Source organism: Trinickia dabaoshanensis (assembly GCF_002879885.1).
Lineage (GTDB): Bacteria > Pseudomonadota > Gammaproteobacteria > Burkholderiales > Burkholderiaceae > Trinickia > Trinickia dabaoshanensis.
This window is the reverse complement of sequence record NZ_PNYA01000022.1, coordinates 106,278-130,428: the sequence shown is the minus strand read 5'-3', so window position 1 is coordinate 130,428 and position 24,151 is coordinate 106,278. Positions and strand designations below refer to the sequence as shown.

The 24,151-nt window shown below is 59.8% G+C and carries 26 protein-coding genes; 11 read left to right on the top strand and 15 right to left on the bottom strand.

The genetic code is table 11. The annotated features are described in order from the left end of the window. On the bottom strand, window positions 1-415 hold a 415-nt coding region (locus tag C0Z18_RS22500; protein ID WP_146014072.1), incomplete at its 3' end, for a transposase. A gap of 217 nt (window positions 416-632) precedes the next feature. On the opposite strand from C0Z18_RS22500, the gene C0Z18_RS22495 reads away from it, so the two are divergent. Next, window positions 633-1,073: a tetratricopeptide repeat protein gene (locus tag C0Z18_RS22495; protein WP_102647648.1), complete on the top strand. Its 441-nt coding sequence runs from the start codon at window positions 633-635 to the stop codon at window positions 1,071-1,073. A 198-nt stretch (window positions 1,074-1,271) separates the two neighbouring features. Here C0Z18_RS22495 and C0Z18_RS32770 read toward each other — a convergent pair whose 3' ends face one another. The 4 genes from C0Z18_RS32770 to C0Z18_RS22480 all read right to left on the bottom strand — a co-directional run bounded on the left by C0Z18_RS32770 (window position 1,272) and on the right by C0Z18_RS22480 (window position 4,326). Next, entirely contained in the window at window positions 1,272-1,580 is a 309-nt protein-coding gene (locus C0Z18_RS32770) for a hypothetical protein (RefSeq protein WP_146014071.1), read from the bottom strand. Window positions 1,581-1,793: 213 nt separating this feature from the next. Beyond that, window positions 1,794-2,498, bottom strand: a complete 705-nt coding sequence (locus C0Z18_RS22490; RefSeq protein ID WP_102647666.1) for a hypothetical protein — start codon at window positions 2,496-2,498, stop codon at window positions 1,794-1,796. Window positions 2,499-2,836: 338 nt separating this feature from the next. Beyond that, on the bottom strand, window positions 2,837-3,457 hold the full coding sequence (locus tag C0Z18_RS22485; protein ID WP_102647647.1) for an FMN-dependent NADH-azoreductase: 621 nt from the start codon (window positions 3,455-3,457) through the stop codon (window positions 2,837-2,839). An 80-nt stretch (window positions 3,458-3,537) separates the two neighbouring features. Beyond that, complete coding sequence (locus tag C0Z18_RS22480) at window positions 3,538-4,326, bottom strand: DODA-type extradiol aromatic ring-opening family dioxygenase (protein WP_102647646.1); 789 nt, start codon at window positions 4,324-4,326, stop codon at window positions 3,538-3,540. Window positions 4,327-4,403: 77 nt separating this feature from the next. Between C0Z18_RS22480 and C0Z18_RS22475 the strand changes: the two genes are divergently transcribed. The 3 genes from C0Z18_RS22475 to C0Z18_RS22465 all read left to right on the top strand — a co-directional run bounded on the left by C0Z18_RS22475 (window position 4,404) and on the right by C0Z18_RS22465 (window position 6,691). Next, window positions 4,404-5,318, top strand: a complete 915-nt coding sequence (locus tag C0Z18_RS22475) for a LysR family transcriptional regulator (protein WP_102647665.1) — start codon at window positions 4,404-4,406, stop codon at window positions 5,316-5,318. A gap of 111 nt (window positions 5,319-5,429) precedes the next feature. After that, complete coding sequence (locus C0Z18_RS22470; RefSeq protein WP_102647645.1) at window positions 5,430-6,077, top strand: hypothetical protein; 648 nt, start codon at window positions 5,430-5,432, stop codon at window positions 6,075-6,077. A gap of 134 nt (window positions 6,078-6,211) precedes the next feature. Continuing rightward, the gene (locus tag C0Z18_RS22465; protein ID WP_102647644.1) at window positions 6,212-6,691 is read left to right on the top strand and encodes a hypothetical protein; all 480 of its coding nucleotides are present in this window, start codon (window positions 6,212-6,214) and stop codon (window positions 6,689-6,691) included. 54 nt (window positions 6,692-6,745) lie between these two features. On the opposite strand, the gene C0Z18_RS32765 is transcribed toward C0Z18_RS22465, so the two are convergent. Further along, a complete protein-coding gene (locus C0Z18_RS32765) occupies window positions 6,746-7,597 on the bottom strand; it encodes a hypothetical protein (RefSeq protein WP_146014070.1) in 852 nt (283 codons plus the stop codon). 387 nt (window positions 7,598-7,984) lie between these two features. After that, window positions 7,985-9,331 carry an MFS transporter gene (locus tag C0Z18_RS22455; protein ID WP_102647642.1) on the bottom strand — a complete coding sequence of 449 codons (1,347 nt, stop codon included), beginning with the start codon at window positions 9,329-9,331 and terminating at the stop codon, window positions 7,985-7,987. Window positions 9,332-9,579: 248 nt separating this feature from the next. Between C0Z18_RS22455 and C0Z18_RS22450 the strand changes: the two genes are divergently transcribed. Continuing rightward, the gene (locus tag C0Z18_RS22450) at window positions 9,580-11,157 is read left to right on the top strand and encodes a methyl-accepting chemotaxis protein (RefSeq protein ID WP_102647641.1); all 1,578 of its coding nucleotides are present in this window, start codon (window positions 9,580-9,582) and stop codon (window positions 11,155-11,157) included. Window positions 11,158-11,207: 50 nt separating this feature from the next. Next, window positions 11,208-12,299 (top strand): lactonase family protein, encoded by a 1,092-nt coding sequence (locus C0Z18_RS22445; RefSeq protein ID WP_233217433.1) that lies wholly within the window; start codon window positions 11,208-11,210, stop codon window positions 12,297-12,299. A gap of 111 nt (window positions 12,300-12,410) precedes the next feature. Here C0Z18_RS22445 and C0Z18_RS22440 read toward each other — a convergent pair whose 3' ends face one another. The 3 genes from C0Z18_RS22440 to C0Z18_RS22430 form a co-directional block, all read right to left on the bottom strand. Continuing rightward, a complete protein-coding gene (locus C0Z18_RS22440) occupies window positions 12,411-13,196 on the bottom strand; it encodes a hypothetical protein (RefSeq protein ID WP_102647639.1) in 786 nt (261 codons plus the stop codon). 100 nt (window positions 13,197-13,296) lie between these two features. Continuing rightward, a complete protein-coding gene (locus tag C0Z18_RS22435; protein ID WP_102647638.1) occupies window positions 13,297-13,935 on the bottom strand; it encodes a LysE family translocator in 639 nt (212 codons plus the stop codon). A 202-nt stretch (window positions 13,936-14,137) separates the two neighbouring features. Then, window positions 14,138-15,667 (bottom strand): UxaA family hydrolase, encoded by a 1,530-nt coding sequence (locus tag C0Z18_RS22430; protein ID WP_102647664.1) that lies wholly within the window; start codon window positions 15,665-15,667, stop codon window positions 14,138-14,140. Window positions 15,668-15,792: 125 nt separating this feature from the next. On the opposite strand from C0Z18_RS22430, the gene C0Z18_RS22425 reads away from it, so the two are divergent. Next, window positions 15,793-16,539, top strand: a complete 747-nt coding sequence (locus C0Z18_RS22425) for a FadR/GntR family transcriptional regulator (RefSeq protein WP_102647637.1) — start codon at window positions 15,793-15,795, stop codon at window positions 16,537-16,539. Here the strand turns inward: C0Z18_RS22425 and C0Z18_RS22420 are convergent. Both C0Z18_RS22420 and C0Z18_RS22415 read right to left on the bottom strand, forming a co-directional pair. Then, complete coding sequence (locus C0Z18_RS22420; RefSeq protein ID WP_102647636.1) at window positions 16,503-17,057, bottom strand: hypothetical protein; 555 nt, start codon at window positions 17,055-17,057, stop codon at window positions 16,503-16,505. The genes C0Z18_RS22425 and C0Z18_RS22420 overlap by 37 nt on opposite strands. Before the next feature lie 393 nt (window positions 17,058-17,450). After that, complete coding sequence (locus C0Z18_RS22415) at window positions 17,451-18,407, bottom strand: quinone oxidoreductase family protein (protein WP_102647663.1); 957 nt, start codon at window positions 18,405-18,407, stop codon at window positions 17,451-17,453. A gap of 105 nt (window positions 18,408-18,512) precedes the next feature. On the opposite strand from C0Z18_RS22415, the gene C0Z18_RS22410 reads away from it, so the two are divergent. Continuing rightward, a complete protein-coding gene (locus C0Z18_RS22410; RefSeq protein ID WP_233217432.1) occupies window positions 18,513-19,358 on the top strand; it encodes an AraC family transcriptional regulator in 846 nt (281 codons plus the stop codon). 258 nt (window positions 19,359-19,616) lie between these two features. On the opposite strand, the gene C0Z18_RS22405 is transcribed toward C0Z18_RS22410, so the two are convergent. Beyond that, window positions 19,617-19,955, bottom strand: coding sequence for a hypothetical protein (locus C0Z18_RS22405; RefSeq protein WP_102647635.1), 339 nt, complete (start codon window positions 19,953-19,955; stop codon window positions 19,617-19,619). Continuing rightward, window positions 19,942-20,424 (bottom strand): hypothetical protein, encoded by a 483-nt coding sequence (locus C0Z18_RS22400; RefSeq protein ID WP_102647634.1) that lies wholly within the window; start codon window positions 20,422-20,424, stop codon window positions 19,942-19,944. The genes C0Z18_RS22405 and C0Z18_RS22400 overlap by 14 nt, the downstream gene beginning before the upstream one ends. Window positions 20,425-20,781: 357 nt before the next feature. On the opposite strand from C0Z18_RS22400, the gene C0Z18_RS22395 reads away from it, so the two are divergent. Further along, window positions 20,782-21,306, top strand: a complete 525-nt coding sequence (locus C0Z18_RS22395; RefSeq protein WP_102647633.1) for a CinA family protein — start codon at window positions 20,782-20,784, stop codon at window positions 21,304-21,306. Window positions 21,307-21,352: 46 nt separating this feature from the next. On the opposite strand, the gene trpS is transcribed toward C0Z18_RS22395, so the two are convergent. Next, window positions 21,353-22,363 carry a tryptophan--tRNA ligase gene (gene trpS, locus C0Z18_RS22390; RefSeq protein ID WP_102647632.1) on the bottom strand — a complete coding sequence of 337 codons (1,011 nt, stop codon included), beginning with the start codon at window positions 22,361-22,363 and terminating at the stop codon, window positions 21,353-21,355. Window positions 22,364-22,753: 390 nt separating this feature from the next. On the opposite strand from trpS, the gene C0Z18_RS22385 reads away from it, so the two are divergent. After that, on the top strand, window positions 22,754-23,356 hold the full coding sequence (locus tag C0Z18_RS22385; RefSeq protein WP_102647661.1) for a DUF1326 domain-containing protein: 603 nt from the start codon (window positions 22,754-22,756) through the stop codon (window positions 23,354-23,356). Then, window positions 23,349-24,146, top strand: a complete 798-nt coding sequence (locus C0Z18_RS22380) for a DUF2182 domain-containing protein (RefSeq protein WP_199189519.1) — start codon at window positions 23,349-23,351, stop codon at window positions 24,144-24,146. The genes C0Z18_RS22385 and C0Z18_RS22380 overlap by 8 nt, the downstream gene beginning before the upstream one ends. Window positions 24,147-24,151 lie beyond the last annotated feature (5 nt).

Here is a 24,151-nt window from a genome sequence, read left to right as displayed (position 1 = left end):
TGTCGCTGGATAATAGTTTCAGTCCGCGACACAGTTCGACGAAACGCCGGCATACGTTGCGAATGGCTGCGCCGTTGTCGCGGCGAAAGTCGGCGATCGTCTTGAAGTCCGGCGCGAGACGTCCCGTCAGCCACATCAGCTCGACATTGCGCTGGCATTCACGCTCAAGGCGCCGGCTGGACGGAACACGGTTCAGGTACTCGTAGATATAAATCTTGAGCATCACCCCTGGGTGATAAGACGGGCGCCCCGTGAGCGCCGCGATGGCCCCCTCGAAACCGAGATCCTCAAGCCCTAACTCGTCGACGAAGACATCTATGAGTCTGACCGGATTGTCCTGCCCGACATAGTCATCGAGGCATTCGGGCAGAAGTGAAACCTGCTTGCGGTCATCGCCTTCAACGAATCGCTTCATGAGTCACCCGGGGGGCGATGCGTTGATTCAGTTTAGGCGACGACTGCGTTTTCACACAGCCTCGGTCGTCTCATGCCATTTGCATTGCTGCGACGCCTGAGATGATCATCGCGTTTGGTCGTCGGGTGCTGAACGGCCACAAGCTGCCATTCGGTGGGAGCGCTTAGTAGGTGTTAGGCTAGCGGCCATCTATAAAATCAGGACAGGCGGGGACGTAATGGATGTTCCAAATGACTTGGCTATAAAGATCAAGGAAATGTGTGATGAGGGCGACGTCTTGATCAAGATGGGTGAACTGCAAGACGCGTTTAACAACTTCTCAGAAGCATTTGCTTTGGTTCCAGAGCCAAAAGCATATTACGAGGTGACCGTGAGCATATTGGCTGGCCTAGCGGATGTCTATTTTCATGCCAAGAGCTTCGCACAAGGGCGAGAGGTCTTGTCGGACGCCATGCATTGTGTCGGCGGTATTACAAGTCCGTTCCTGCACCTTAGGTTGGGGCAATGCCAGCTTGAATTAGGCAATGAGATGCATGCGGCAGATGAGCTCGCGCGAGCTTATATGGGAGCTGGCAGGAAAATATTTGACCGCGAAGATCCTAAATATTTTGAGTTTCTCCAAACGAAGCTGGAGAAACCGGTAAATGGCGAGTGGTGACCCGCTGTAGCCGCAACTCAGCGATTGTCCTCTGTCAAGACTCTCCTGGATCCGCTTCCGGTCGCCTAGAGAAGTTCGGCGCCGGGCGGGTGCAGCGACTCGCCCCGCCGACCTCGTGCTTCCGGGTTCGGCCAACTTCGGCCGGCCGACCGCAGCGAGTACATCGTCAACAATCGCTGGTCAGCGGCGGCGATGCCATTACGGCCAGTTCCCTTCGCAGTCGAATGGCACACTTTTGCCCAAGGCCAACAAGGTTGGTGCGCCATTCACGTACTTGATGCCTGCGTCGATAAGACGCCAGTGATTCATGACGCGAAAGAGCTTAAAAACGTTTCGCTGGTCTGATGCCCCTGCCGGTGCGTCGAACGCCAGAGCAGGATAGCCGTTGAGCTGCGATTTATCCGCATAGGCCAGACGAGCTTGAACCGTTTCTATCTTTGATTGATAGGGACCGGTATTTATCTCCGCAACTCCAGTGCTGGTATCAATCGTGATTTTGTTGATCAAATACTTTTCTGGTCCGCTATAGATGCATGTAAGCTCGCCCGCATAAAGCGGTGCCGACGCGAAGAGAGAGCAACAGAACGACTATAGGCGCAATAGTAGCTTTCATGAGGGACGGGCGAAAAATAGATAGGCTATCACGAGGAGGAGCGACCGCTTTGGATCGTGTCGAATGTCCCGTGTGGGTCGTGCGTCGCCGATCGGTGACGCGGGCGATCAGTCAACCCGGTACCAGCGACCAGATTCCGGGCACACAGCAGCCGGTGCGCGGTTCAACAAGACCTGCTCTTCATCCCGTTGCAGCGAGGCCGAAGTGTCGATATCGAATGCCACCTCGAGCGCGCGCGCGACATGGGCGTCTTCAATCGGAAGCTCCCACGTCAGGAATATCTGGATGCAATCCTGGTCTGGCCCGAAGTCGGCCATACTAAAACCGCTGCTTCGTCGTTGAATGACGCCATGAGGGTGGCCAGTATCGAATATCACGGCGGTTCCCCGAGTCAGCGGAATGTGAAGGCCTGTAGAGGGAAAATGCAAGTCCAGCCCCTTGTCCTCGCTCAGGAAGAGATTGCAAAAGGCCGCACCGCCATATTGGGCGCCGTCATGGTGGTACCTCGCGCCGCGACAGGCCATCAGGGCCACGTCACTGGAGGCAAGTACGTTGGACAGTCCAAGCGCGCCCGTCCAGTCGGACATTGCCTGCACGCAGCGCTTGTAGTCGGGCCAGCGCGCTTGCGTTCGTGCCAAAGGCATCACCTCGACGTCCCCGGGTTCCAGGACGAGCCGCGACGACGTCTCCCTATCCCAATCCGCAAGTACGCGTGCAGACGGCACAGGCACGTCGACCGTGCCTGATAAAACGATGTCGCTCACGCGTCGACTGCGGATGGCATCGCCGCTCCAAAACCAGGACGTCAGAATGTCTCGCACTCGGTACTTCCGAAGGAGGAACTCAACGGGGTAATTGTAACGATTCAACGGGGATCATTTCGGCGCAAATCGGCGACGACACGTCGTCCTCCGAGACCGACAGGCGAACCTTCGTACGACGGTCCACCTTTGGAAGCGGACATCTGGCTTCCACCAGGGCGACCGGCCGCTCGGGGCCGGCCCCGGAAATTCGGGCCATCTCGGCGACACGCGATGGTCCGCGGGCTCCGATTTCCGAAATCGGCCATGATCGGGCATTCGCCGACAACCCGGATTGGACATTCAAGAGGCGGTTGCCGTCCCGGAGGCGGCCAGCGGACTGGCAGACATCAGCGCCGACCCGCCGTCCTTGCGATTTCAGCAGCGAACGACTGGATGAATGTGTCGCGTGGGATCTGTCCCATGTCGACGGCCTTCGCGTTGCCGCCCGCAACGACCTCTATGTCCTCGATGCCGACCACCTTGAGGATGAGCCGCAAGTAGCTTGCCGCGATATCGCGATCCTGGATCGGAGAGCCTTCGGTATAGACGCCTCCCGATGCCATCAGGATGGTGCATGCCTTGCCGCGAACAAGTCCTTCTCCGGAGAAGCCCAACGTGATGCCCTTGCGCACGATATTGTCGATATACGCCTTCAGGACGGCGGGCACGTTATAGTTATAGACAGGCGTGCCAATGGCGATGTGGTCGGCCGCCAGAAGCTCTTCCACGAGCTCGTCGGAAACGCTAAGAGCCGCTTTCATGTCGGGGGTTTGCCTCTCGGGCGGCGTGAAGTATGCGGCGAGCCAAGGCATGGTCACAAACGACAGATTGCTTTTCATGAGGTCGCGCTCGACGACCCGGCCGTCTGGATGAGTCTTCAGCCATTCGTCGATGAATAGCTTGGCGAGTCCCCGTGACATGGATTGTTCGCCGCGGGGGCTGGATTCAATAACGAGCAGTGTCGGCATCAAGGTGCTCCTAAGTGGAAGTGGTGGCCGCGCCGGAGAAAATGCCGGCTATCGGACGGATTGCAAAGATTTGGGGCGGCTTAACCGAAGCGGAAGCCGGAAATTGGCTTGCCAAGTACGTGACCGTGGAAATCGACGGTGGCTTTCTCGCCACTGGCAGCACCTGCAACGACCATCAACGGCAGCAAGTGATCCTCGTGCGGTTGGGCATCCCGGGCACCGGGAGCATGCTCCCAATCGATCAACGATTGATCGCGCGTGTCAGGCGTGATGACGACTTGCCGTAGCCACGCGTCGAAAGCCTCAGCCTTCAAGTCGGGACCCGTTCCGCCGAAGCCGCGCATGTTGTGATAAGTCTGGCCGCTGCCGATGATCAACACGCCGTGCTCTCTCAATGGCTTCAAAGCACGGCCGATTGCGAGGTGGGTTGCAGGATCGAGGCCCTGCTGCAGTGAAAGCTGGATGACGGGTATTTCTGCGTCGGGGAACGCGACTTTCAGCGGCACGAACACACCATGGTCGAAACCACGGCGGTCGTTTTCGCCGCTCGAAAGTCCAGCTTCGTTAAGCAATGCGCGCATGCGCCCCGCTATGTCCGGCGATCCAGGCGCTGGCCACTCCAGACGATAGGTGTAGTCGGGAAATCCGTGGTAATCGAATAACAAGGTCGGAGCCGTCGAGGCGTTCACCGTCGGCACGCGCTCCGCCCAATGTCCGGAGACGACAACTAGCGCGAGCGGCCGCTCTCGTAGGGCAGCGGCAAAGTCACGGAGATAACCCTCAAGGGGCTGCCACGCATCTCGCATGGGTCCCGGAGCCAGGAAAAAACATGGCCCGCCGCCGTGATTGATGAAAAATGTGGGTTGCATGGGCGAAATATAAAAGGCGACATCTCTCTGCGGAAGTGATTAAATTCCGATGGTTTCGATCACTTTAGGTGATGACCATGATAGGTAACCTGACGTTGGACCAGCTGCGGATTCTGGTGAGCATTCACGATATGGGGAGCTTCTCGGCCGCCGGGCGATCGCTTGGGCGGGTTCAGTCCGCTATCAGCCAGTCCATCGCAACACTTGAAGAAACTCAAGGCGTCGAATTGTTCGATCGAACTCGGCAACGTCCGACATTGACACCCGTCGGGCGCGTACTGGTCGATCAGGCCAAGGTGATCCTGGCTGGGGCAGATCGTTTTCGCGCCATCACCGCTGGAACACGAATCGGACTGGAGCCTTCGCTGGTTTTGGCCATCGATCCGCTGGTTCCAACGGCGCCTCTTATTGATAGTTTGAGGGCGCTCTCGGAGACCTTTCCGGATTTGCCGGTTTCCTTTTCGACGGAGGGAGTCGGAGGCGCCGAGCGGCGCCTCCGCGCCCATTCCGCTTCGCTGGCATTTTGTCTTTTGCTGCCGTCTGTGCCTGAAGATTTGATTGCTTACCCTTTGATGGATTTGCGCCTGCTTCCAGTCGCCGCCTCGGACCATCCTCTCGCGCGCATCGACCGAAAGCTGGAACGGGCCGATCTTGAAACCCACGTGCAATTGGTGTTATCGGACGCGCTTGGCACGGATGGTCAGAGCTATGGGGTAATCGGCACTCGAAGCTGGCGCTTCGTCGATCTTGGACGGAGGCTCGATTTCCTGCTCGCAGGCTTCGGCTGGTGCAAGATGCCACCCTTTGTCGTGGAGCCCTATTTGAAAGACGGCCGACTGGTGAAACTGGACATCTCGGACGAAAGCATTGCTCCAAGCGGAACGCTACCGGTTTATGCCGCGCACAGCCGCGACCAGCCGCTTGGCCGGGGCGGAAGCTGGCTTCTCGAGAATCTCCAGAAGCGACTCCTCGCCGGTAATTTCCAATCTTAAGTCTTGCACGCCGACCTCAACTGTCAGCGCAAAAGGGTGAGGAGGCTGAGACCCCACAATCGTCTGCTTTCAGATATGCCAAAATTGGCCAATCGTCACGGGGCGCTATTGATGGATCGGACCGCAGAACTGGATGCGTACTTTGAAAGGGTGGGGGGTGGTCAATATTCCGGCCGCTATCGCAATGAGGTGAACCTGCTCACTAGGAGCGAGGCCCAGAAAATTACCGACCAACTCAACGGACATCCAACGATTGAAGCGCTCGGTGGCTTCGTTTTGGACGATCCTGAGACCAGTGATTACCATGTCTTCGCGACGAAATCGCCGATCGCTGGGCAGGTAGTCTACCTCAGCCACGACGGCGACACGCGAATCGTGTTCGAGTCCCTCGTGGGGTTCGTCGATGCGGTAGAACGAGCGTTGCAGGAAGGGGGCTTTCTGAGTGATCAGCACCCAGTTCTCTCGCCGTGGTGCCAAGATCAGCCTGGTTTGGTCAACTTCATCGAGACACTTTGCGAAGATGACGAAGGCGAGGACGTTGCGGTTCAATTGATCCCGAGTCTTGATCTCTACGACACTGAGTTGCTGGGGCGCTTGGCCGTGGCAGAGAACTTTTTCTTGGCAGAGGCGGTAGCGATCGAGATCAGGAAGCGGCCGAGGCCGGACTTGCTGCACATTGCCGAGCAGTGCTGCGCTCATCCTCACCCTCAGGTGGCGAAAGCAGGGGCCGCTGCTATGGTTGCGATTCGCCGACGCTGAAATCTTGACTCAATCCGCAGCCAGTCCTCAAGTCTCGTAAGAACATCACATGATAGTCGCAAGCCTTCGCGCCGCACCGCCAGCGTCATCGCCAAGGCGTACAATTTTCGCTTCGAATGTGCCGTGGGTTGCCTATGCCCTTCATGCGCTTTGCGTTCAACACGTCGTTATCTGCCGAGCAAGTAGCGGGTCGACTCGCTGTCATCACCAGCATTGAACCATCGTGGTGGCCGCCGAGAAACGATTCTCCGGCGACGTTCTTTGGCGCGGTCGGAGATCGTTCGTTCAAGCTGCGCCGGAACATAACGTATCGCAACTCGTTCCTTCCCACGATACATGGCGTGGTTGTAGACGATGTAGCCGAAACCCGGGTCAAGGTGACCATGTCCCTTCACCCGTTCGTTGCAGTATTCCTGCTTGTATGGTTCGCCCTCATCGGCGTTTTTATAGAAAAACTCATTGCTTCGAATGAATTCGCGTGGACTGGTCCCGCGGCTGTTCCGGTAGGCATGGGCGTGTTTGCGATCGCCCTCACGATCGGTGCCTTCTTCCCCGAAGCCTGTATCGCGAAACGGATCATCATGACGACGTTGAAAGCGAAGGCGTTGCCATAAACACCGTTCGACGGCCCGCCAATAAGCCACAGCCCCGCCTACACCACCGCCGACTCAAGGGCGCGTTGATTGTCGTGCTGTAAGGCTTTCCCGCGCGGGGTCGGATATCCAACCTATCCGGCGTAGCAAGCCCGAGGCAGCGGCCGGCGGCCATGGCTGCTGATGGAAGCTCTCGCAGATCCTCGCAAAATCATGCGCTCCGAGAAAGTGAAGACTGAACAACTGTTTCGCCAAAGCACCGAGCGCAGCCGATTTCTGAGTGTCCGTGAAGCCATCCATGCGTTCAAGAAACTGCGGGATCTGGGCATGGCCAAACACGTCGTTTGCGGTTGCCGCAACCCGTGCTTCGTCGGCACCCTCAACGTCTGCCAGGTGAGCTTGGCAAACCTCGCGAAGTGGCGAATTCCAGTCGTTGGTTTGCCTGAACAGTTCTGTAAGAGGTTCGAACTTAAAGGCACATTTCCGGGTCGCTGCGACTAAAAGATCGAAGCTCTGCATACGTTCGTGTTGAGGAACTGCGTCGAGCTGGGTGCAAAGAACGGCAAGTGGATCGTGGCGCAAATGCTCGGGAACGACACGTTCCAGTTGATTCACGGCGTCGCCTACCGCATCTAGGCTGTGTACGTGTGGAGGATGACTGGTCAGCGACAAGGCCGCTGCCTCGCCATGAAAGACCCTTGCGTACCGGCGGCTCACGAACTGCATTTGATGCGGGTCAAGATTCATTGCTTGTATCAACTCGGTCGGTAAATCGTCGAGCGTGGGCCGTCTTACCGGGCCGGCATCTTCGGCAGTAGCGGTCGGCGTTTTGCGGGCCACGGGCAGTGGAATCTTGGCGAGCCTCGCTTTTGCCGATTGCTTTCCCGCGCTCACGTTGTCTTCCCGTTGTGCATTAACGTTTGTCACGCTGGGCTCGAGCGGAGGAGGTCGGCGTGCCGTCAGATCCTGGAATGCCGGGTTGCGGCCTTTAGGGGAGGTAGCGATGGAAGGCGATCTATTGGGCGCTGGTTCGCTTGCCGACGCTGTGTTTTCCATAGGCGACGCATGAGGAGAACTTGGTCGTTGAAGCTTAAACATGGGCAGCCTCAATAATAAGGATAGTTAAACGTTCGAAGATCTTGCGCTTAACAGTTGCCGTGTTGGTCGACAATGCGAAGGTCAGTGCGGCCAGGCGAAGCACTCAACGGCACTTGGATATCGCCAAACGGATCAATGATGATGAAAAGGCGAAGACGATGGCGTAAGCCACCTCCGGGGGCCCGCCAACGGGCCGCCGCATGGCCACCGAACCGCCTACACCGGCGCCAGCTCCACGCGCTTGATGTCCTTCACGATGACGAGATAGCTGAAGACAGTGACGATCGCGTTGATACCCACGAAGGCGAGGGCACCGTTGAAGGAATGCTGTGTCGCGACGAGATAGCCAATCACGATCGGGGTGACGATGCCCGCGACGTTTCCGAACATATTGAAGATCGATCCCGATAGACCGATCGCTTCCTTCGGTGCGGTATCGGCGATGACAGCCCAGCCGAGCGCGCCCAATCCCTTGCCAAAAAACGCCAGCGACATGAGCGCGACCACGATCCAATCGCTGGTCACGTAATTGCAGCCGATGATGCATGACGAGAGCACCATGCCGCCGACGATCGGTACCTTGCGCGCGACCGTCAACGAACGGCCGGCACGTATCAGCCCATCCGATGCCACGCCGCCCAGTACGCCGCCGAGAAAGCCGCAGATCGCCGGGAGCGATGCGACGAGGCCGGCCTTCAGGATGGTCATATGCCGAGCTTGCACGAGGTAGATCGGAAACCAAGTGAGGAAGAAATAGGTGAGCACATTGATGCAGTACTGCGCGAGATAAACGCCGAGCAGCATCCGGTTACGAAGCAACTGACGCACGATGCTCCAACTCGCGCCTTTGCGCTCGGCCGGTGTCCCCCGTCGATGGCCGTTCGCGAGCCCACCACCTTCCACGATGTGCGCTAGCTCTTCGCGATTCACGCGCGGATGATCGGCCGGCGTCTTCATCGTTTTCAGCCAAACGCACGCAAGCACAAGGCCGAGCGCACCCATCACGACATACACCTCATGCCATCCATAGGCATGCGTGAACCACGCCATCAGCGGCGTGAAGATGACAGCCGCGAAGTACTGTGCCGAATTGAATAGGGCCGACGCCGTGCCGCGTTCACGGGCCGGAAACCACATGGCCACCACCTTCGCGTTGGCCGGAAAGGCGGGGGCTTCGGCCGCGCCCATCAAGAAGCGCAACGCGAAGAGCGCCGCGATGGCTGCACCGGCGCTCCCTAGCGCGCCGATCGAGCTTTGCAGCAACGTGAAGCCGGACCATAGGACGATGCTGGCCGCATAGACGCGGCGCGCGCCGAAGCGATCGAGTATCCAGCCGGCCGGTACCTGCGAGAGGACATAAGCCCAACTGAACGCCGAAAAGATATAGCCCATGTGGATGGCGTCCAACCCGAACTGCGCGCGTATCGCGGAACCCGTAACGGAGAGCGTCGCGCGATCCGCGTAATTGAGCGTGGTGATCGCGAAGATCAAGGCGAGGATCAGGTAACGCACCTTGCTGCGTCGTGCGACTTCGGCTGGGGCGGCTGTGCGACTCAAAGACATGTTGACGGACCTTGCTTGTGCGAACGTCGATATCACGACGCCTAATGTTGTATGACATGTGTATTACTTGTAAGATGCGATCCTAGCTGCGGGTCGGAGCGGAGGCAACGGGAATCGACGGTTTATAGCCTGATTAAAGGGTAAACGTGGATTTCTCGACTGAGTCGATCGACAGACGATAGCGCTGCATTGTTAGACAACATGACGCAAAACCTCATACGTCAATAAGAGACTCGGGATCGAAAGCGATGCGCAACATGACGGTGCGGGCCAGCCTGCTAGCGGTACTGGTCCTTTTTGGCGGGATGATCGTGATCGGCGGGGTGACGGGCGTAATCTCGCTGGCGAAAGCCAATGCCAACGGCCAGCGTCTGCATGAAATCGCGCGCGAAACCATTCTCGTCAACGATGGCTACAAGGAGACCACGCGCACGCGGTCGGCGCTCGTGCGCGCCTACAGTGCGCTGAAGGAGCGCAACGATACGGCTACGCGTGATTCGGCGTTGCGAAGCGCTGCCAAGACGTTCGACCTCGCCGCGCGCGACACCGAGGCGATGCGGAACATGCCGGGCTTCGAAGGCATGGACGAAGATCTAAAACGTCAGCTCATCGAATCATCGACGAATCTTGCTACCGCGCTTGCACGCGCGACCGATGCGTTGCGTAGTGGCGACGTGAGCGCGTACGTTTCGATCAACGACCGGGACATCACCGCCGCGGGTATCGGCTACTCGGCCAACGTTGAGAGGTTTCAGCAACTCGCGAATCAGCTTTCCGAAGCCACGCTTGCGCAGGGCAACGTGCGATATCGGTGGGTGGCTAGCCTGGTGGGCCTTGGGGTCGCGCTGGCCCTCTGCCTGATCGTCGGTACGCATTTCGCCTTGCGACGCATCGTGTCTCGGCCGCTAGCCGACGCTTGCGCCGTGCTCGATCGGATCGCGGCGAACGATCTCACGGTGGAGGTCCCGCAGGCGGGGCGAAACGAAATTGGGCTGCTGTTTGGCGCGATGCGCCGCATGCAGGCGGGCCTCTCGCGGACGGTAGCCGGTGTACGCGACAGCTGCGATGCCATCCATGTAGCGGCACGCGAGATCGCGGCGGGCAATCTCGATCTCTCGAGCCGCACGGAAGAGCAATCGGCCTCGCTCGAAGAAACGGCCGCCAGCATGGAGCAACTGACTTCGACGGTGAAGAAAAACGCCGAGAACGCCTCGCAAGCGGGTGCGCTCGTAGCGGATGCGGCCGAACGCGCCCGGCTCGGCGGCGAGGTCGTGGAGCGCGCGGTGCAGACGATGAAAGAGATCACCGTGAGCTCTCGCAAGATTGCGGATATCACGGGCATGATCGACAGCATCGCGTTTCAGACCAACATTCTCGCGCTCAATGCGGCGGTGGAATCGGCGCGGGCCGGCGAGCAAGGCCGTGGCTTCGCCGTGGTCGCCGGGGAGGTTCGCACGCTAGCCCAGCGCAGCGCGAACGCCGCGCGCGAAATCAAAGCGTTGATTGGAAGCTCGATCGACGACGTGCTCAATGGCAATGCGTTCGTCGCCCAAGCGGGCGAGGCGATGGGCGAAATCGTCGATGCGGTACGCAACGTCGCCGCGATCATGGCTGAGATCACCACCGCCACCGTCGAACAAAGCACCGGGATCGAGCAGGTCGGTATTGCCGTCGGCCAGATGGACGAGGTCACGCAGCAAAACGCTGCGCTGGTGGAACAGGCAGCCGCGGCGGCAAGCGCGCTCGAGCATCAGGCGCAATCGATGATGGACGCCGTATCCGTATTTCGCGTTGGCCCAACGGCGAATACCGGTGGTCTGGGTTAAACGGCCGGACAATCTACAACGACAACGAGACAAGAAAGGAAGCCATGAAAATGCAGGGGATTTCGCGAACGCTCATCGGCGCTGCGCTCGGCTTGACGGCATCGCTCGCGGTGCACGCAGCCACGTACGTCTACGTGTCCAATGCCGACAGCCGAGATATCTCGGTGTTTCGTGCCGATGCCCGAAGCGGCGCGCTAGCCAGCGTCGAAACGGTGCCGGTGGGCGGTACGGTCATGCCGATGGCGCTTTCGCCCGACCATCACAAGCTCTACGCGGCGCTGCGTTCGGAGCCCTACAGTGTGGTGACCTTCGCGATCAACCCGCTCGACGGCAGGCTGGTGGAGCTCGGTCGCGCGCCGCTCGCGCAGAGCATGGCCTATATCTCGGTCGATGCGACGGGGCGTTATCTACTGTCCGCTTCGTATGGAGGCAATCTGCTGGCCGTCAATCGGATCGGGGGCAACGGCGCGGCCGGCAATGTCCTGCAGACCGTGAAGACGGGGCCGATGGCGCACGCCATCCGCACATCGGCGGATAACCGGTATGCGTTCGCTTCTGTCCTCGGTGCGGACGCATGGTTGCGGCTCAAGTTCGACGGCAACAACGGCGAACTGACCGAAGATGCCACGCCCGCCTATTCGCTGCCGAAGGGTTCCGGCCCGCGTCATTTCGTGTTTTCGTCGGACGGGCGTTTCGTTTATCTGATCGACGAGTTGGACGGCAAGCTGCACGTGCTGGCGTTCGATGCGTCAGGCGACACGGTGAAACCGGTCCAAACGATTTCGATCCTGCCGCCCGATTTCGCGGGCGAGAAGCCGTGGGGCGCCGACTTGCACCTCACTCCCGATGGTCGTTTCCTCTATACGTCCGAGCGCACGTCGAGCACGTTGGGCGTCTACCGAGTGAACGCAGTCACGGGGAAACTCGTGAGAGTGCACACGTATGTCACGGAAAAGCAGCCTCGTGGCTTCAACATCGCGCCTTCCGGGAAGTTCTTGTTCGCCGTGGGACAACTCTCGCCGACTTTGAGCGCCTACCGCATCGATTCGAGGACGGGCGCGTTGGAGGCGATCGGCAAGTATCCCGTGGGCAAGGGGGCGAACTGGATCGAAGTCGTCGATTTCGATGGGACCAACGACTAGCACCGGATAGACGTTGTTGGCGTGTGATCTTCACCGGTGCTGTTCGAGGATGTTCATGCGAGACGCGCTCGCAACAGCACCGCCTCGCCAACCGTAGGGCATCCCGCGTCCTCAGTACCGGCACAATCCATCACATGTGGGTAGCGTTAGATTTTGCGCGATTGACGTGATGTAGATTTTAAGACCGTCCGGTGCACTGTCGAGCGTGCCATTCGCCGCTGTCCTCAGCTTCGCTCGTTCATCGAGCGTTAGCATGGGTATCAGTTCTGAAGCGCTGTCGGCGAGCGCTTTCAGCATGCTGCTCCGGTAGCGCATGCTGAGCGACTCGTCGGTTGCTAATCTCAAAGTGCCCAAGACAACGTTATCGAGTCCTTGCCGGGTTTGCTCAATCCCTTTGCGCCGTATGCTGGTAAGTTCCTCGGGTTTGAGTTTGTCCATGAACCGTGCCATCAATGGCGTTTGCCGGGCCAGGCAGCGAACCTCGAACGGTTGAAGTTCCGACAATTCGTCCTGATAAGTCACCTGATTGCGCTGCACGAGCGTGAGTACAGCTTGCTGCACGGTCGCGATCGGCATGCTTTTATCGACATGATCGCGTAGGCCGAACAGCACATAGCTCATGACGTTTCGATTCGCTTTTCCGCAGACGTCCATCAATAGCGGGAGTTGTGCATCGTCGAACGTGACGTCGTCTAAGAATCGGTGAGTATCGGAAAGCGTCTTCAGTAGCGCAGCACCACGCTCATCTGTCAGGCGTGGCATCGAGCCCGTCGCTTGCGTCCATTCATCGAATTGCTGGCTTGCCCGCATGTAGTCGTCAAGCGGACCTGCGAATGCGATGTGCACGAAACCGAGATACAGGCATGCGAAAGTTAGCCAAAGCTTTACTCGGCGCATTTTTCCCCTTTGTCGTTTTATGTGGTCTAAAGCGATGTCTATTTACCTCGGTTTGCGTCGATCGACGCAAACCGGGAGGGCACATCATCACGAGGCGGCGTCAGATCCCGGCCTTGGGTGCGGTGAGAATCAAACGCACTCCGAGCGCGGAAATGGCGCCGGCCGCAATCCTGTCCACCCATTTCTTTCCGCGTAGATACACTTCGCGCGGTCCTTTGCTCGAAAAGCAAAGTGCAACGATCGTGTACCACCCGCATTCCACCGCGAACACGAGCGGCGGCAGCACGAAATAGCACCAGAGCGGGGGATGCTGCGGAAGCAATGCGGCAAAGATACTACCGTACCAGATAGCCGTCTTGGGATTGCTTAGCTGAGTGCTCAAGCCCACCCAGAACGATTTGCGCGCACTGCCTGACACGGTAGCGAGCCCGTCATCGACCGTGATCGGGCGGCCCGCTCCCCGCCATATCTTCGAAGCAACAAAAATCAGATACGCGCCGCCTGCGAGTTTTAGCCCGATATAGAGCCATTCGACAGCTTGCAAGAGCGTATAGAGGCCGGCAAGCGCGATGCCGCCGAAAAAGATACCTCCCACTCCCATTCCGACGGCAGTCGCCAATCCATCACTACGAGAAAGACCAATCGCGTTGCGCGCGACCAGCACGAAGCTGGGGCCCGGGATCATCGCGCCTAACCACAACGCGACGAGAATGGCGAAAACAGCGGCTGAGGCGGTCATCGGGCACTCCTTCCAGTGGAATCGGGCGTGACAGGCGCCAGTTCGCGCGCTGGGTGCGGGTCCGCCCGTTGCCCGCCCCATGTCTTCTAGGCGGTATACCGTAGCCGCGAATTGTATTATGTGCAACCGAACGCGGAAGATCCATGCAACGATCGCGACCGCTAGGTATCGGCTGCGCGCATCGGCTGCCCGCCTCGATCGCTTACATTTGCGCGCCGATCATCCAGGGCACGAACTCCTCGTTGCCCACGCCGAGGGCTTCGCTCTTGCTCTTCGCACCGGACGCGATGTCGATGATCATTTCGAAGATTTCGCGGCCCTTTTGCTCGACCGTCGAGTGCCCGTCCATGATGTCGCCGCAGTTGATATCCATGTCGTCGACCATGCGCGTGTACATCTTCGTGTTGGTCGCGAGCTTGATCGAGGGCGCTGGCTTTGCGCCGAAACATGAGCCGCGGCCGGTGGTGAACAGCACGAGGTTCGCACCGCTTGCAATTTGCCCGGTCGCACCCATCGGGTCGTAGCCCGGCGCATCCATGAACACGAGGCCGTTCTTCACGATCGGCTCGGCATAGCGGTACACGTCCATCAACGGCGCGGACCCGCTCTTGGCCACGGCGCCGAGCGACTTCTCGAGGATCGTCGTGAGCCCGCCCGCCTTGTTGCCCGGGGTGGGGTTGTTGTCGATGCTGCCTTTTTCCCGCTCCGCGTACGTTTCCCACCAATGAATGCGCTCGACGATCTTCTGACCCACTTCGGGCGTGATGGCACGGCGCGTGAGCAGATGCTCGGCACCGTAGATTTCGGGCGTCTCGCTGAGGATCGCGGTGCCGCCGTGCCGCACGAGCAAGTCGACTGCCGCGCCGAGGGCCGGGTTGGCGGTAATGCCCGAGTAGCCATCGGAGCCGCCGCATTGCAGCGCGATGTTCAGATGCGAGACCGGCAGGGGCTCGCGCGCTACCGCGTTCGCGGCCGGCAGCATCTTCTCGATCGCGGCGATGGCCGCGTCCACCGTCTTTTGTGTCCCGCCTTGTTCTTGGATCACGAGCGGCACCATCGTCGCGCTGGGCTCGACGCCTTCAGCGATGAACAGCGCACCCATCTGATTGGATTCGCAGCCCAGGCCGATGACGAGCACCGCCGCGAAATTCGGGTGGCGGATATAGCCGCCGATCGTGCGGCGCAACTGTTGGACGCCTTCGCCGTGATGATCGATGCAGCACCCGAAGCTGTGCGTGATCGGCACGATGCCGTCGACGTTCGGGTACGCATCGAGTTTGCCGGGGGCGGAGAAGTGCTGCGCGACGAGTTTCGTGACGGTCGCCGAGCAATTCACGGTGCTGACCACGCCGATGTAGTTGCGCGTCGCGACGCGGCCGTCGGCCCGACGAAAGCCCATGAAGGTACGCGTTTGCTCGGCGGGCACGATTGGCTTCACGTCCTGGCCGAATGCGTAGTCGCGCGCAAAGTCGCCCATCGAGACATTGTGCGTATGGACGTGCGCGCCCGGCTCGATGGCCTCAGTGGCGAAGCCGATGATCTGACCATAACGCCGAACCGGATCGCCGGCCTTGATCGCGCGCAGTGCGACCTTGTGCGCCGCCGGGATATCGCCGAGCGTGACGATGTCCCCCGCCTCGGGCAGCGCGGTGCCCGAGGCAATGGGCGCGCGAGCGATCCCGACGTCGTCGTCCGAATGCAGCCTGATAACCAGTGAAGTAGAATCCGCCATGTTTGTCTCCAAAATCGTGGGACGGCGCGCCGTCCTGCCGTGTCGATGCAACCGTGCCCGCATAGGGTGGTCTCGCGTCCGACACAGGGCAAATTGGTCTGGCCACTTTGAAGCCGGGATGCACCATGGGATTTCACAGGCTTTCTACGGGCGTACTCGACAAAGTCGTGCGTCAAATCGAGGAGAAGGTGCTCGACGGTAGCTGGGGCGGAGCGTCCGAGCGTCTGCCCGCCGAGCGCGCGCTCGCCCAGCACTTCGGCGTATCGCGCCCGACGGTGCGCGAGGCGATCCGGCACCTCGTCAGCAAAGGGATGCTCGAGACGAAGCGGGGCAGTGGCGTTTATGTGGTGCGCAAGCAGCCGGCCGCCCTCACGGCGCCGTGGCTGCAGCTCGTGGCGGAACAGCCCCCGTTGCGCGAGGAAACCCTTGAATTCCGGATGGTGTTCGAATGCGCGGCGGCGCGTTTCGCCGCGGCGCGCTCAACGCCCGCGGAAATTTCGCGCTTGGAAACCGTACTCGCGCGGATGCACGATGCGGTGATCGAGCAGGACGTGGCGGAAGAAGCGCGCATGGACTGCGAGTTTCATACGGTATTGATGTCGGCGGCGCACAACCGGATGCTGGGGCAGTTCTATGCGAGCGTCATCACGATGCTGCGAGAACATATCGCGGCCAACACATTCGATGCGACGGTGAACAACGCGAACGCGGCCGTACAGTGCGCGCAACGTATGCGTCAGCACGAATCGATCTTCCTATCCGTACGCGAGCGCAATCCGGATGCCGCGCAGCAAGCCATGTTCACGCACATCGATTTCGTCGGCCGGCAGTTTTTTCAATTCGATAATTGCCATGCTAATTCGAATGCTTGATTTCTATCAGGATTGAAGGCCCCCATGGCTCGCGGTCCTAATATTGCCATGGCTTTCTCCATGAAATTCTGCATTTCGGCAAATGACGCTCGGCCGCTGTCTTTGTATTTTTTGAGGAAATGCCCCTGAAGCTTGTAGACAAATAAATTAATGTGTTTTTGCGGGAAAACCTTAATTTCGTGCAGCATCGCCTCGAGTTGAGCCGGCGTCATGCCATCGAGATGGTCAGTGAGATCGTTCTTTACGATATGAAGGATCGCCTGACCCTGTACTTTCTCAGCTTTACCCTCGGTCAAGTCTTTGACTGATTGCAATACGCGCTTCAGATCGTCGAAATCTGCCATTTTTGGCATCTTTTTTTCAATATCGGCCCATTCCTGAATCTCCTCGTCATTCCAAGCGCCGTGACTTTGGTATGTACCATAGGCGTGAGGAGGTTGTTGCGGAGGTTCGGGCTTTATCTCGGAGTGCGGAGGTTGTGGCGATTCCGTCCCCTCAGCCTTCTTCGTGCCTATCATGCTGTTTCGACGCGAGGAAGCGCTATTGATTGCCAGCGCCGTACCGGTCAAGCGGGAAGGCCGTGGAAGGTCTGGCAGTGCTCCTAAGGAAGGGGCTCGCTCGGGTTCACTCGAGTGTGAATCGTCAGTTCTGCTGACTAACGTGTCGCTCCTAGGGCGGGGCTGCGTTGCGATTTTCGGCGGAAAAGTGATAGGCACCGGAATCTCCATGACATGGTCTAGCATCACCCTATCCCGCCTGCGTCAGGCTGTTCCCTCCTTTGCGAAACCGCGAACGAAATGGCGAAGCGGCACTGTCGCGTTGTAGGAGTGAATTGCCCCGGGGCCGACCGCGCGGGTCGTTGCATCGACCATAGGAGGAGCAGGTGCCCGAAGGCGCTGCCGCGTTCGACTTCAATCGATCACGAACACCTTGCGCCCCTTTCCGCCATCGTCGTCCCAATGGCGGTCCAATTCCGCCAGCGGTACGTCGTCCGTCTCGATCTGCAGACCGCCATCGGCCGCCGCGTGCAGCACGGCTTCGATTGCCCGCAATAGACGGGGCAACGCAATGCTGCCGATGCCGCTTCCCATCACGCTGATCGGTTTCGAGCGCAGCACGGCGGCGGGCAACGAGATCTCCAATCCGCTGATCGAGCCGATTTGCACGAATCGTAGCGCGCGCTCGGCCGGGGATGCGCTCGCGGCGGCGACGAGTAATGCGCGAGCACTGGGCCCCCATAGGTAGTCCAGCACGACATCGACGCCTGAGCGGAACGCCGCTGCGAACGCTTCCTTCGTCTCGCTTTCGTCGTCCGTCAGCATGATGATCGAATCGGCGCCGCGCTCGCATAAGCGCTCGAGTTTCGCGCGATCACGGCCCGTCGCGATGATCCTGTCCGCGCCCATCATGCGCGCGACTTGGACTGCCAGTTGCCCGGATTCGCCGGTCGCGCCGTTGACCAACACCGTCTCGCCGCGAATGAGGTGTGCTCGTTCGGTCAGAGCCGCCCAAGACGACATGCCCGGAATGGCGATCGCGGCGGCCGTCACATCGCTAATCGAGGCAGGCAACGCGATGCATTGTTCTTGCGCCACCGGCGCGAACTGGGCCATCGCGCCAAAAGGTTCGCTCGCCCCGAAGAAATAGACACGCCGGCCGTCGTCCAATCGTCCCACGCCATCGACACCCGCGACCTGCGGATAGACCTTCGATGAGGAATAGTGGCGGCCGGCCGCCTTGCCTCGCGCGAGTTGGCTCAAGGCGGAGGCGCGTACCTCCACGATGTACTCGCCCGCGGACGGTTCCGGGCGTCGAAAATCCGTATAGCTCGGCTTTGTTCCCTGTGCGGTGACGACTGCTGCCTTCATCATGGTTCGATCCCTGTCGGTGGTGTGCGATGATGCGAGAGTCTACGTTTGCGGCCGGGGCCGGGCTGCGGTAAAACGGTCATCCCATACGCCATTTCCGTCAAAGTGAACGAGCCGTCTTCCGCTATCACCATTGTCCCGGGCGATCTCGTCGTATCGAACGATGGGCCGTTTCTCGCCGCGGGCGAACTCAGACAACCCATGCCGCGCGTGGTTTCGAGTCATAGCCATCCTCGCGGGCAATTGATGGGTGCGATGACGGGACTCGTGTCGGTTGGCATCGCGTCGCAACAATGGGTCGTGCCTGCGATTCACGCGATCTGGATACCGCCGCATGTCGAACATTCGGTGCGATCGTTCGGACCTTTCGCAGGATGGAGCGTATTTATCAGCGAAGATCGGTGTCGCGAACTACCGTCCAGTGCGCGCGCCATCCGGACCACGCCTTTGCTGCGCGAGGCCGTGCACCGTGCGGGAGGATGGGCGGGCTCGCCGCTCGATGCCGCTCAGGAACGCATCGCCGAAGTGATCATCGACGAGTTGCTGGCCGCACAAGCGGAGCCCCTGCATCTGCCGCGTCCGACCGACCCGGCGCTCGTGAAGATTACCGATGCTTTGACACGTGACCTCGGCGACAACCGGCGTCAGGAGGAGTGGGCTGCCTGGGCGGGCGTGTCGCCGCGCACGATGAGCCGCAGATTCATTGCACAGACGGGGCTGACCTTCGGGCGTTGGCGTCAGCAAGCGCGCATGCTGGCGGCGCTGGAGCGCGTGGCGGAGGGCGCGCCTGTCACCCGCATCGCGCTGGAATTGGGCTATGAAAACGTAAGTGCTTTCATCGAGGTCTTCCGAAGCACATTCGGCGCGACACCCGGGCGTTATATGGCGCAGCAGTTACCGGAGCGTACGTCGGCCGATGGCGCCGAAGGAACCTTGCAAGTCGCGGAGTAGCGGCAGCACTGTGTTATCCGTCAGTGCTTCCGTACCGGGGCCGCTTACGCATCGATGGGTAGAGCAGGAGGCGTGTGTTTCATCCGAATCTGCTCGACGATTGCAGTCAAGATCTCGAACGCTGTTCGTGGTTCAGGTACAGAGGGGCGCGGACGCCGAGTATTCCGATGCGCAATCCAGTCGCGATAGTCTTTTATTTGTTTTGCATTTCCGATCAGGACGGAATCGATTTCTCCTTTAAAAAGTTCTAGGACTTCGTCAAACCTCCAGTACTCGACTTCGTCTTCGAAATTTTTTGGCTAGCCTACTGGCGTACCCGATCGGGTGCCCGTTGCGCAGTAATCGGTGCGCCGCCTGCAGGTGCTCGATGACGAAGCGTTCAAAGGTAGCGAATAACGCCAGAATGGCGAGATCGGCGGCCTGCTTCGAAGCGTCCATGATGGCTGTCTTAGCCGCTTCCTCGGACGCCCCGTGGAACTGAGTACGTTGGACAAGCGCCGCCTGCTGTCGGCTAACCGTGCGCTGGACGACCCTGAAACAGTCGCTCGACACCACATAGGCCCTGTAGATTGGCTCGAGAGGGTTACTGGAACTCATAGTCCGATACATCCGTGAGTAAGTCGAGGAAAAGGTTTTCATCAACCTGTTTTGCTCGCCTGATGAATGCCTCGTACCAATACCACCCATCGCCTTCGATCCCCGAGATTATCGGGCGGGGCGTATCGCTCGACGTTTTTCCGTCCGCGGATGTGTCGCTGAGCGATACCCTCGGTCCCTTTCCCGTCTGAAAGAGAAATGCGTGCCTTGCCAGGGTGCCCCTCAGATCGATCCTCCCAAGGGCCCCAATTATTGCCGATCCTGTCGGAAGCAGTTCCGCGAGTGGCTGACGGTCCGGCGTCAAGATATGCAGACTGTTGGCTTCGTATTTCGGAAGTGCCTCCTCGAGCAGCTCTGTCGTGACCTCCTCGACAACCAGCCCGCGTGCCGTACACCACCCGTGCGCCTGCATCATAAAGGCGGCAACGCGATCCCGATACAGTCGCACCTTCTCTTCAAATTCGTCCATCTCGTTGTTGACGTCGCGTTAGATCGATCGATGCTACCACTATCTCGACGCTCGCCTGCCTGCAATGGCGGGCCCAGGATATCGAGCCGCTCTCCCAGGCTTGGTTGAGGCTTATTCAGTGCGCCCAATAGGCGTGTCGCCTCCCCAGGACGATACGTTACGTATCGGAAATCACTCTTCCTCTATCCCAAATTTCGGCCCGCGAGACGCCTGGCACCGGGCTGAAGCCGACGTGCCGCTCATATAAAGGTCCCGAACCGGATGGGTTGCGTGCCGCTGGAACGCGCGTTGCATCACCGAACGAATCGCCGGCCGGCGCATTGCCGGCCGCCCACACCCCCGATGCGGAGACGAACGATGAGTACTGCGAAAGATGTCGTTTCCTTCATGACCTCGGCCAGCCTTAAGCTCGTGACCGCCGAATCCTGTACGGGCGGACTGATTGCCGCCACGCTGGCGGCCGTACCCGGAAGCGGTGGATGTTTGGACGTCGGGTTCGTCACTTACTCGCCCACCGGCAAGGCGGGTTTTCTCGGCGTGCGGCAAGCAACCATGGACCGTTACGGACTGACCAGCGAGCAGGTCGCGCGCGAAATGGCTGAAGGCGCCCTGGAGGCGCAGGGGTGCACCGCGGACGTGGCAGTGTCCAATACGGGCGTCGCCGATTCCGGCGGTGACGGCGAGGCGCCGCCGCCGGGCACGCAGTGCTTCGCATGGGCTTGGCGTCAAGAGGCGGGGCCCTGCGTGACTTTCACGGAAACCGTCCGCTTTGCGGGCAGCCGCAATGAAATCCGTGAGGCCGCTGCCGAATACGCGTTGTCGCGTATTCGGCATTACTACGAGCGGCTGCATAGTACATCTGCCGACCCGCAACAATCGTAAGGAGCCCACGAGCGCTCGGCGTTGGACCACGCGATGCCCATAATCTTTAGAAGTAGCTCAACCCGAGTGCTCCCTTTACTTGCGATAGCGTCAGCGCGGCTGCCTCTCGAGCGCGCATCGTGCCGCGGCGCAGTATCGATACGACCTCGCCGCGATCGTCCGCTAGCTCGCGCCGCCGTGCGCGAATCGGTTCGATGAGTGACTGAAGCCGCTCGTCGAGCATGCGCTTGACGACGCTATCGCCCAATCCACCGCGGCGATAGTGGGATTTCAGTTCGCTCACTTTGTCGACGTCGGGCTCGAATGCATCGAGGAATGCGAACACCACATTGCCTTCCACCTGTCCAGGATCACTCACGCGCAAGTGACACGGATCGGTGTACATATCGTTGACCGCTTTCGTGATTTCGTCTGGACTCGCGCTCAAAGTAATCGCATTTCCCAGGGACTTGCTCATCTTGGCCTTGCCGTCGATCCCGGGCAGCCGCGTGACATTCGACAGTACCGCCTGGCATTCGACGAGGACCGGCTGCTCGACGGTATGATTAAAGCGCCTCACCAATTCATTGGTTTGCTCGATCATCGGCAACTGATCGTCGCCCACCGGCACGTGAGTCGCTCGGAACGCGGTGATATCCGCGGCCTGGCTGACCGGATACGTCAAGAATCCCGCCGGGATATCGCGCTCGAATCCGCGCAGACGAATCTCTTCCTTGATCGTTGGGTTGCGCTCGAGCCGCGCGACCGTGACGAGATTGAGCAGGTACTGCGACAGTTCCGCCAACTCCGGCACTTGCGATTGAATGAGAATGGTCGATTTCTCCGGGTCGATACCCACCGCGAGATAGTCGAGGGCCACTTCGATCACGTTCTCCGTCACCTTCCGGTGACGGCCTACGTTATCGGTTAGTGCCTGTGTATCGGCAAGAAGCAGAAACTGTTGCGCTTCATGTTGAAGCTGCACGCGGGCGCGCAGCGAGCCGACATAGTGGCCAAGATGAAGCGGGCCGGTCGTTCTGTCGCCGGTCAAGATGGTGGGGCGGTTTGCGTAGGTCATGGGCTGAAGTCTCGAGTGATCGATGACACCAGCCTTTAGCGAATACAAACAAAAATGCCGCCAAGACTGGCGGCATCACGTTTGGGAAATGCGTGGGGAAACGGGCCGCCGTGCTCAGGCGCGCCACCAACCGTGCAAGTTCAACGAGAGCGGTTTCGTATCCATAACGGCGAGTATAGCTCAGCCCATTGATCGACACCTCGGCCGTCGAACAAGGCAGAGACGCGAAGTAATCGTCTTCCCCATAGCGAATGGTGCGGATTCGATCCGTCGCCGTGCGGTAGCGCACGTTTACGCCATAGTTCGCCCGCGCCGTTTCGACCTACACTTAAAAACTCATTCGCCGGCCGCGCACCGCTTGCACGTATTCGTACGATGGAGGGAATCGTCATGGCCGAAAACTGGAAGGTGACCGGGACGTATTTCGAAAGCTGCAACTGTTATGCGCCGTGCAGTTGCGTTTGTCTCGGGCCGCCTTCGGATGGCGACTGCGCCGTATTGATCGGTTGGCATGTCGATCAGGGCGAGTTCGCCGGCACGGTGCTGGACGGTTTGAACGCCGCGCTCTTCGCCTATTCGCCGGGCCATATGCTCGAGAACAAGTGGAGGGTGGCGCTCTACTTGGACGAACGCGGGACAGCGCCGCAGCAGGCCGCGCTAGGTCAGATTTTTTCCGGTCAAGCCGGAGGGCCGCTTGCAGCGCTGGGGCCGATGATCGGCGAAGTCATGGGCGTGAGGCCGGTTGCGATCGAGTACCAACTCGAGGGGAAACGACGCAGCCTTCGCATTCCCGAGATTGCCGACATCGAGATCGAGGCGATCCCTGGTCAGGATGGCGGTGACGTGACGCTCGGGAATCATCCGCTTACCCCTGTCCCGGGATTCACCGCCGTGATTGGAAAATCGAAACGCTTCCGATTTACCGATCACGGATTCTCCAGAGAAATCGCCGACCGAAACGGGTTCTATTCTCCATTCGCCTACCATGGTTGAGCAGGGTGTCAGAGGCGAAGCCGCGATCGCCCGGCTGCCCGTGCGTGATCGCGTGATCGTGCTTTCAGGGCTTGCGGCATGCGCAACGCTCGCATGGACCTACGTGCTCTACTTGAGTTGGGGCATGGCCCATATGGACACGGTGGCCGTCGCGACGATGCCGAGCATGATGGGGTGGGGAGTCATCGACTTATTGTTGGTGCTCGCGATGTGGGGCGTCATGATGGCCGCGATGATGCTCCCCTCGAGCATACCGATGGTCATGAGTTTCGCGTCCTTGGCCCACCAGCGGCGCGTCCGGCGCCTCCCATGCGCGAAAGCCGGCGTGTTTGTCCTCGGATATCTCGCCGTGTGGTTCGCGTTCAGTGTTCTGGCCACGCTTGCGCAGTGGGGCTTGCTCGAGGCTCGCCTACTCACTCCGATGATGGTCAGCGCGACCCCGCGCTTTGCAGGCGGGCTCCTGATCGTCGCCGGCGTATTTCAACTTACCCCGCTGAAGCGCCGGTGCCTGACCCGGTGTGCCTCCCCGATCGGTTTTCTTCTCAATGAATGGCGCGACGGCACCCTCGGCGCTTGGACCATGGGTTGGCGCCATGGCATGTATTGCGTCGGCTGTTGCGGCGTACTGATGGCGCTATTGTTCGCGTTCGGCGTAATGAATGTGCTTTGGGTCGTCGCGCTGTCGATCTACGTCATGCTCGAAAAGCTATTGCCCCGGGAACGGTGGCTCCCCTTTGCTGCGGGAGGACTGCTGCTCGTCTGGGGCATCGCGGTCGCGACCGCGCCGTGATTCTT

Excerpts from the sequence above, each read along its gene's own strand:
- C0Z18_RS22495 (WP_102647648.1), top strand. The coding sequence starts at position 633 with ATGGATGTTCCAAATGACTTGGCTATAAAGATCAAGGAAATGTGTGAT.
- C0Z18_RS22485 (WP_102647647.1), bottom strand. The coding sequence starts at position 3,457 with ATGCCGACACTGCTCGTTATTGAATCCAGCCCCCGCGGCGAACAATCC.
- C0Z18_RS22480 (WP_102647646.1), bottom strand. The coding sequence starts at position 4,326 with ATGCAACCCACATTTTTCATCAATCACGGCGGCGGGCCATGTTTTTTC.
- C0Z18_RS22475 (WP_102647665.1), top strand. The coding sequence starts at position 4,404 with ATGATAGGTAACCTGACGTTGGACCAGCTGCGGATTCTGGTGAGCATT.
- C0Z18_RS22470 (WP_102647645.1), top strand. The coding sequence starts at position 5,430 with ATGGATCGGACCGCAGAACTGGATGCGTACTTTGAAAGGGTGGGGGGT.
- C0Z18_RS22465 (WP_102647644.1), top strand. The coding sequence starts at position 6,212 with ATGCCCTTCATGCGCTTTGCGTTCAACACGTCGTTATCTGCCGAGCAA.
- C0Z18_RS22455 (WP_102647642.1), bottom strand. The coding sequence starts at position 9,331 with ATGTCTTTGAGTCGCACAGCCGCCCCAGCCGAAGTCGCACGACGCAGC.
- C0Z18_RS22450 (WP_102647641.1), top strand. The coding sequence starts at position 9,580 with ATGCGCAACATGACGGTGCGGGCCAGCCTGCTAGCGGTACTGGTCCTT.
- C0Z18_RS22445 (WP_233217433.1), top strand. The coding sequence starts at position 11,208 with ATGCAGGGGATTTCGCGAACGCTCATCGGCGCTGCGCTCGGCTTGACG.
- C0Z18_RS22440 (WP_102647639.1), bottom strand. The coding sequence starts at position 13,196 with ATGCGCCGAGTAAAGCTTTGGCTAACTTTCGCATGCCTGTATCTCGGT.
- C0Z18_RS22435 (WP_102647638.1), bottom strand. The coding sequence starts at position 13,935 with ATGACCGCCTCAGCCGCTGTTTTCGCCATTCTCGTCGCGTTGTGGTTA.
- C0Z18_RS22430 (WP_102647664.1), bottom strand. The coding sequence starts at position 15,667 with ATGGCGGATTCTACTTCACTGGTTATCAGGCTGCATTCGGACGACGAC.
- C0Z18_RS22425 (WP_102647637.1), top strand. The coding sequence starts at position 15,793 with ATGGGATTTCACAGGCTTTCTACGGGCGTACTCGACAAAGTCGTGCGT.
- C0Z18_RS22420 (WP_102647636.1), bottom strand. The coding sequence starts at position 17,057 with ATGATAGGCACGAAGAAGGCTGAGGGGACGGAATCGCCACAACCTCCG.
- C0Z18_RS22415 (WP_102647663.1), bottom strand. The coding sequence starts at position 18,407 with ATGAAGGCAGCAGTCGTCACCGCACAGGGAACAAAGCCGAGCTATACG.
- C0Z18_RS22405 (WP_102647635.1), bottom strand. The coding sequence starts at position 19,955 with ATGAGTTCCAGTAACCCTCTCGAGCCAATCTACAGGGCCTATGTGGTG.
- C0Z18_RS22400 (WP_102647634.1), bottom strand. The coding sequence starts at position 20,424 with ATGGACGAATTTGAAGAGAAGGTGCGACTGTATCGGGATCGCGTTGCC.
- C0Z18_RS22395 (WP_102647633.1), top strand. The coding sequence starts at position 20,782 with ATGAGTACTGCGAAAGATGTCGTTTCCTTCATGACCTCGGCCAGCCTT.
- trpS (WP_102647632.1), bottom strand. The coding sequence starts at position 22,363 with ATGACCTACGCAAACCGCCCCACCATCTTGACCGGCGACAGAACGACC.
- C0Z18_RS22385 (WP_102647661.1), top strand. The coding sequence starts at position 22,754 with ATGGCCGAAAACTGGAAGGTGACCGGGACGTATTTCGAAAGCTGCAAC.
- C0Z18_RS22380 (WP_199189519.1), top strand. The coding sequence starts at position 23,349 with ATGGTTGAGCAGGGTGTCAGAGGCGAAGCCGCGATCGCCCGGCTGCCC.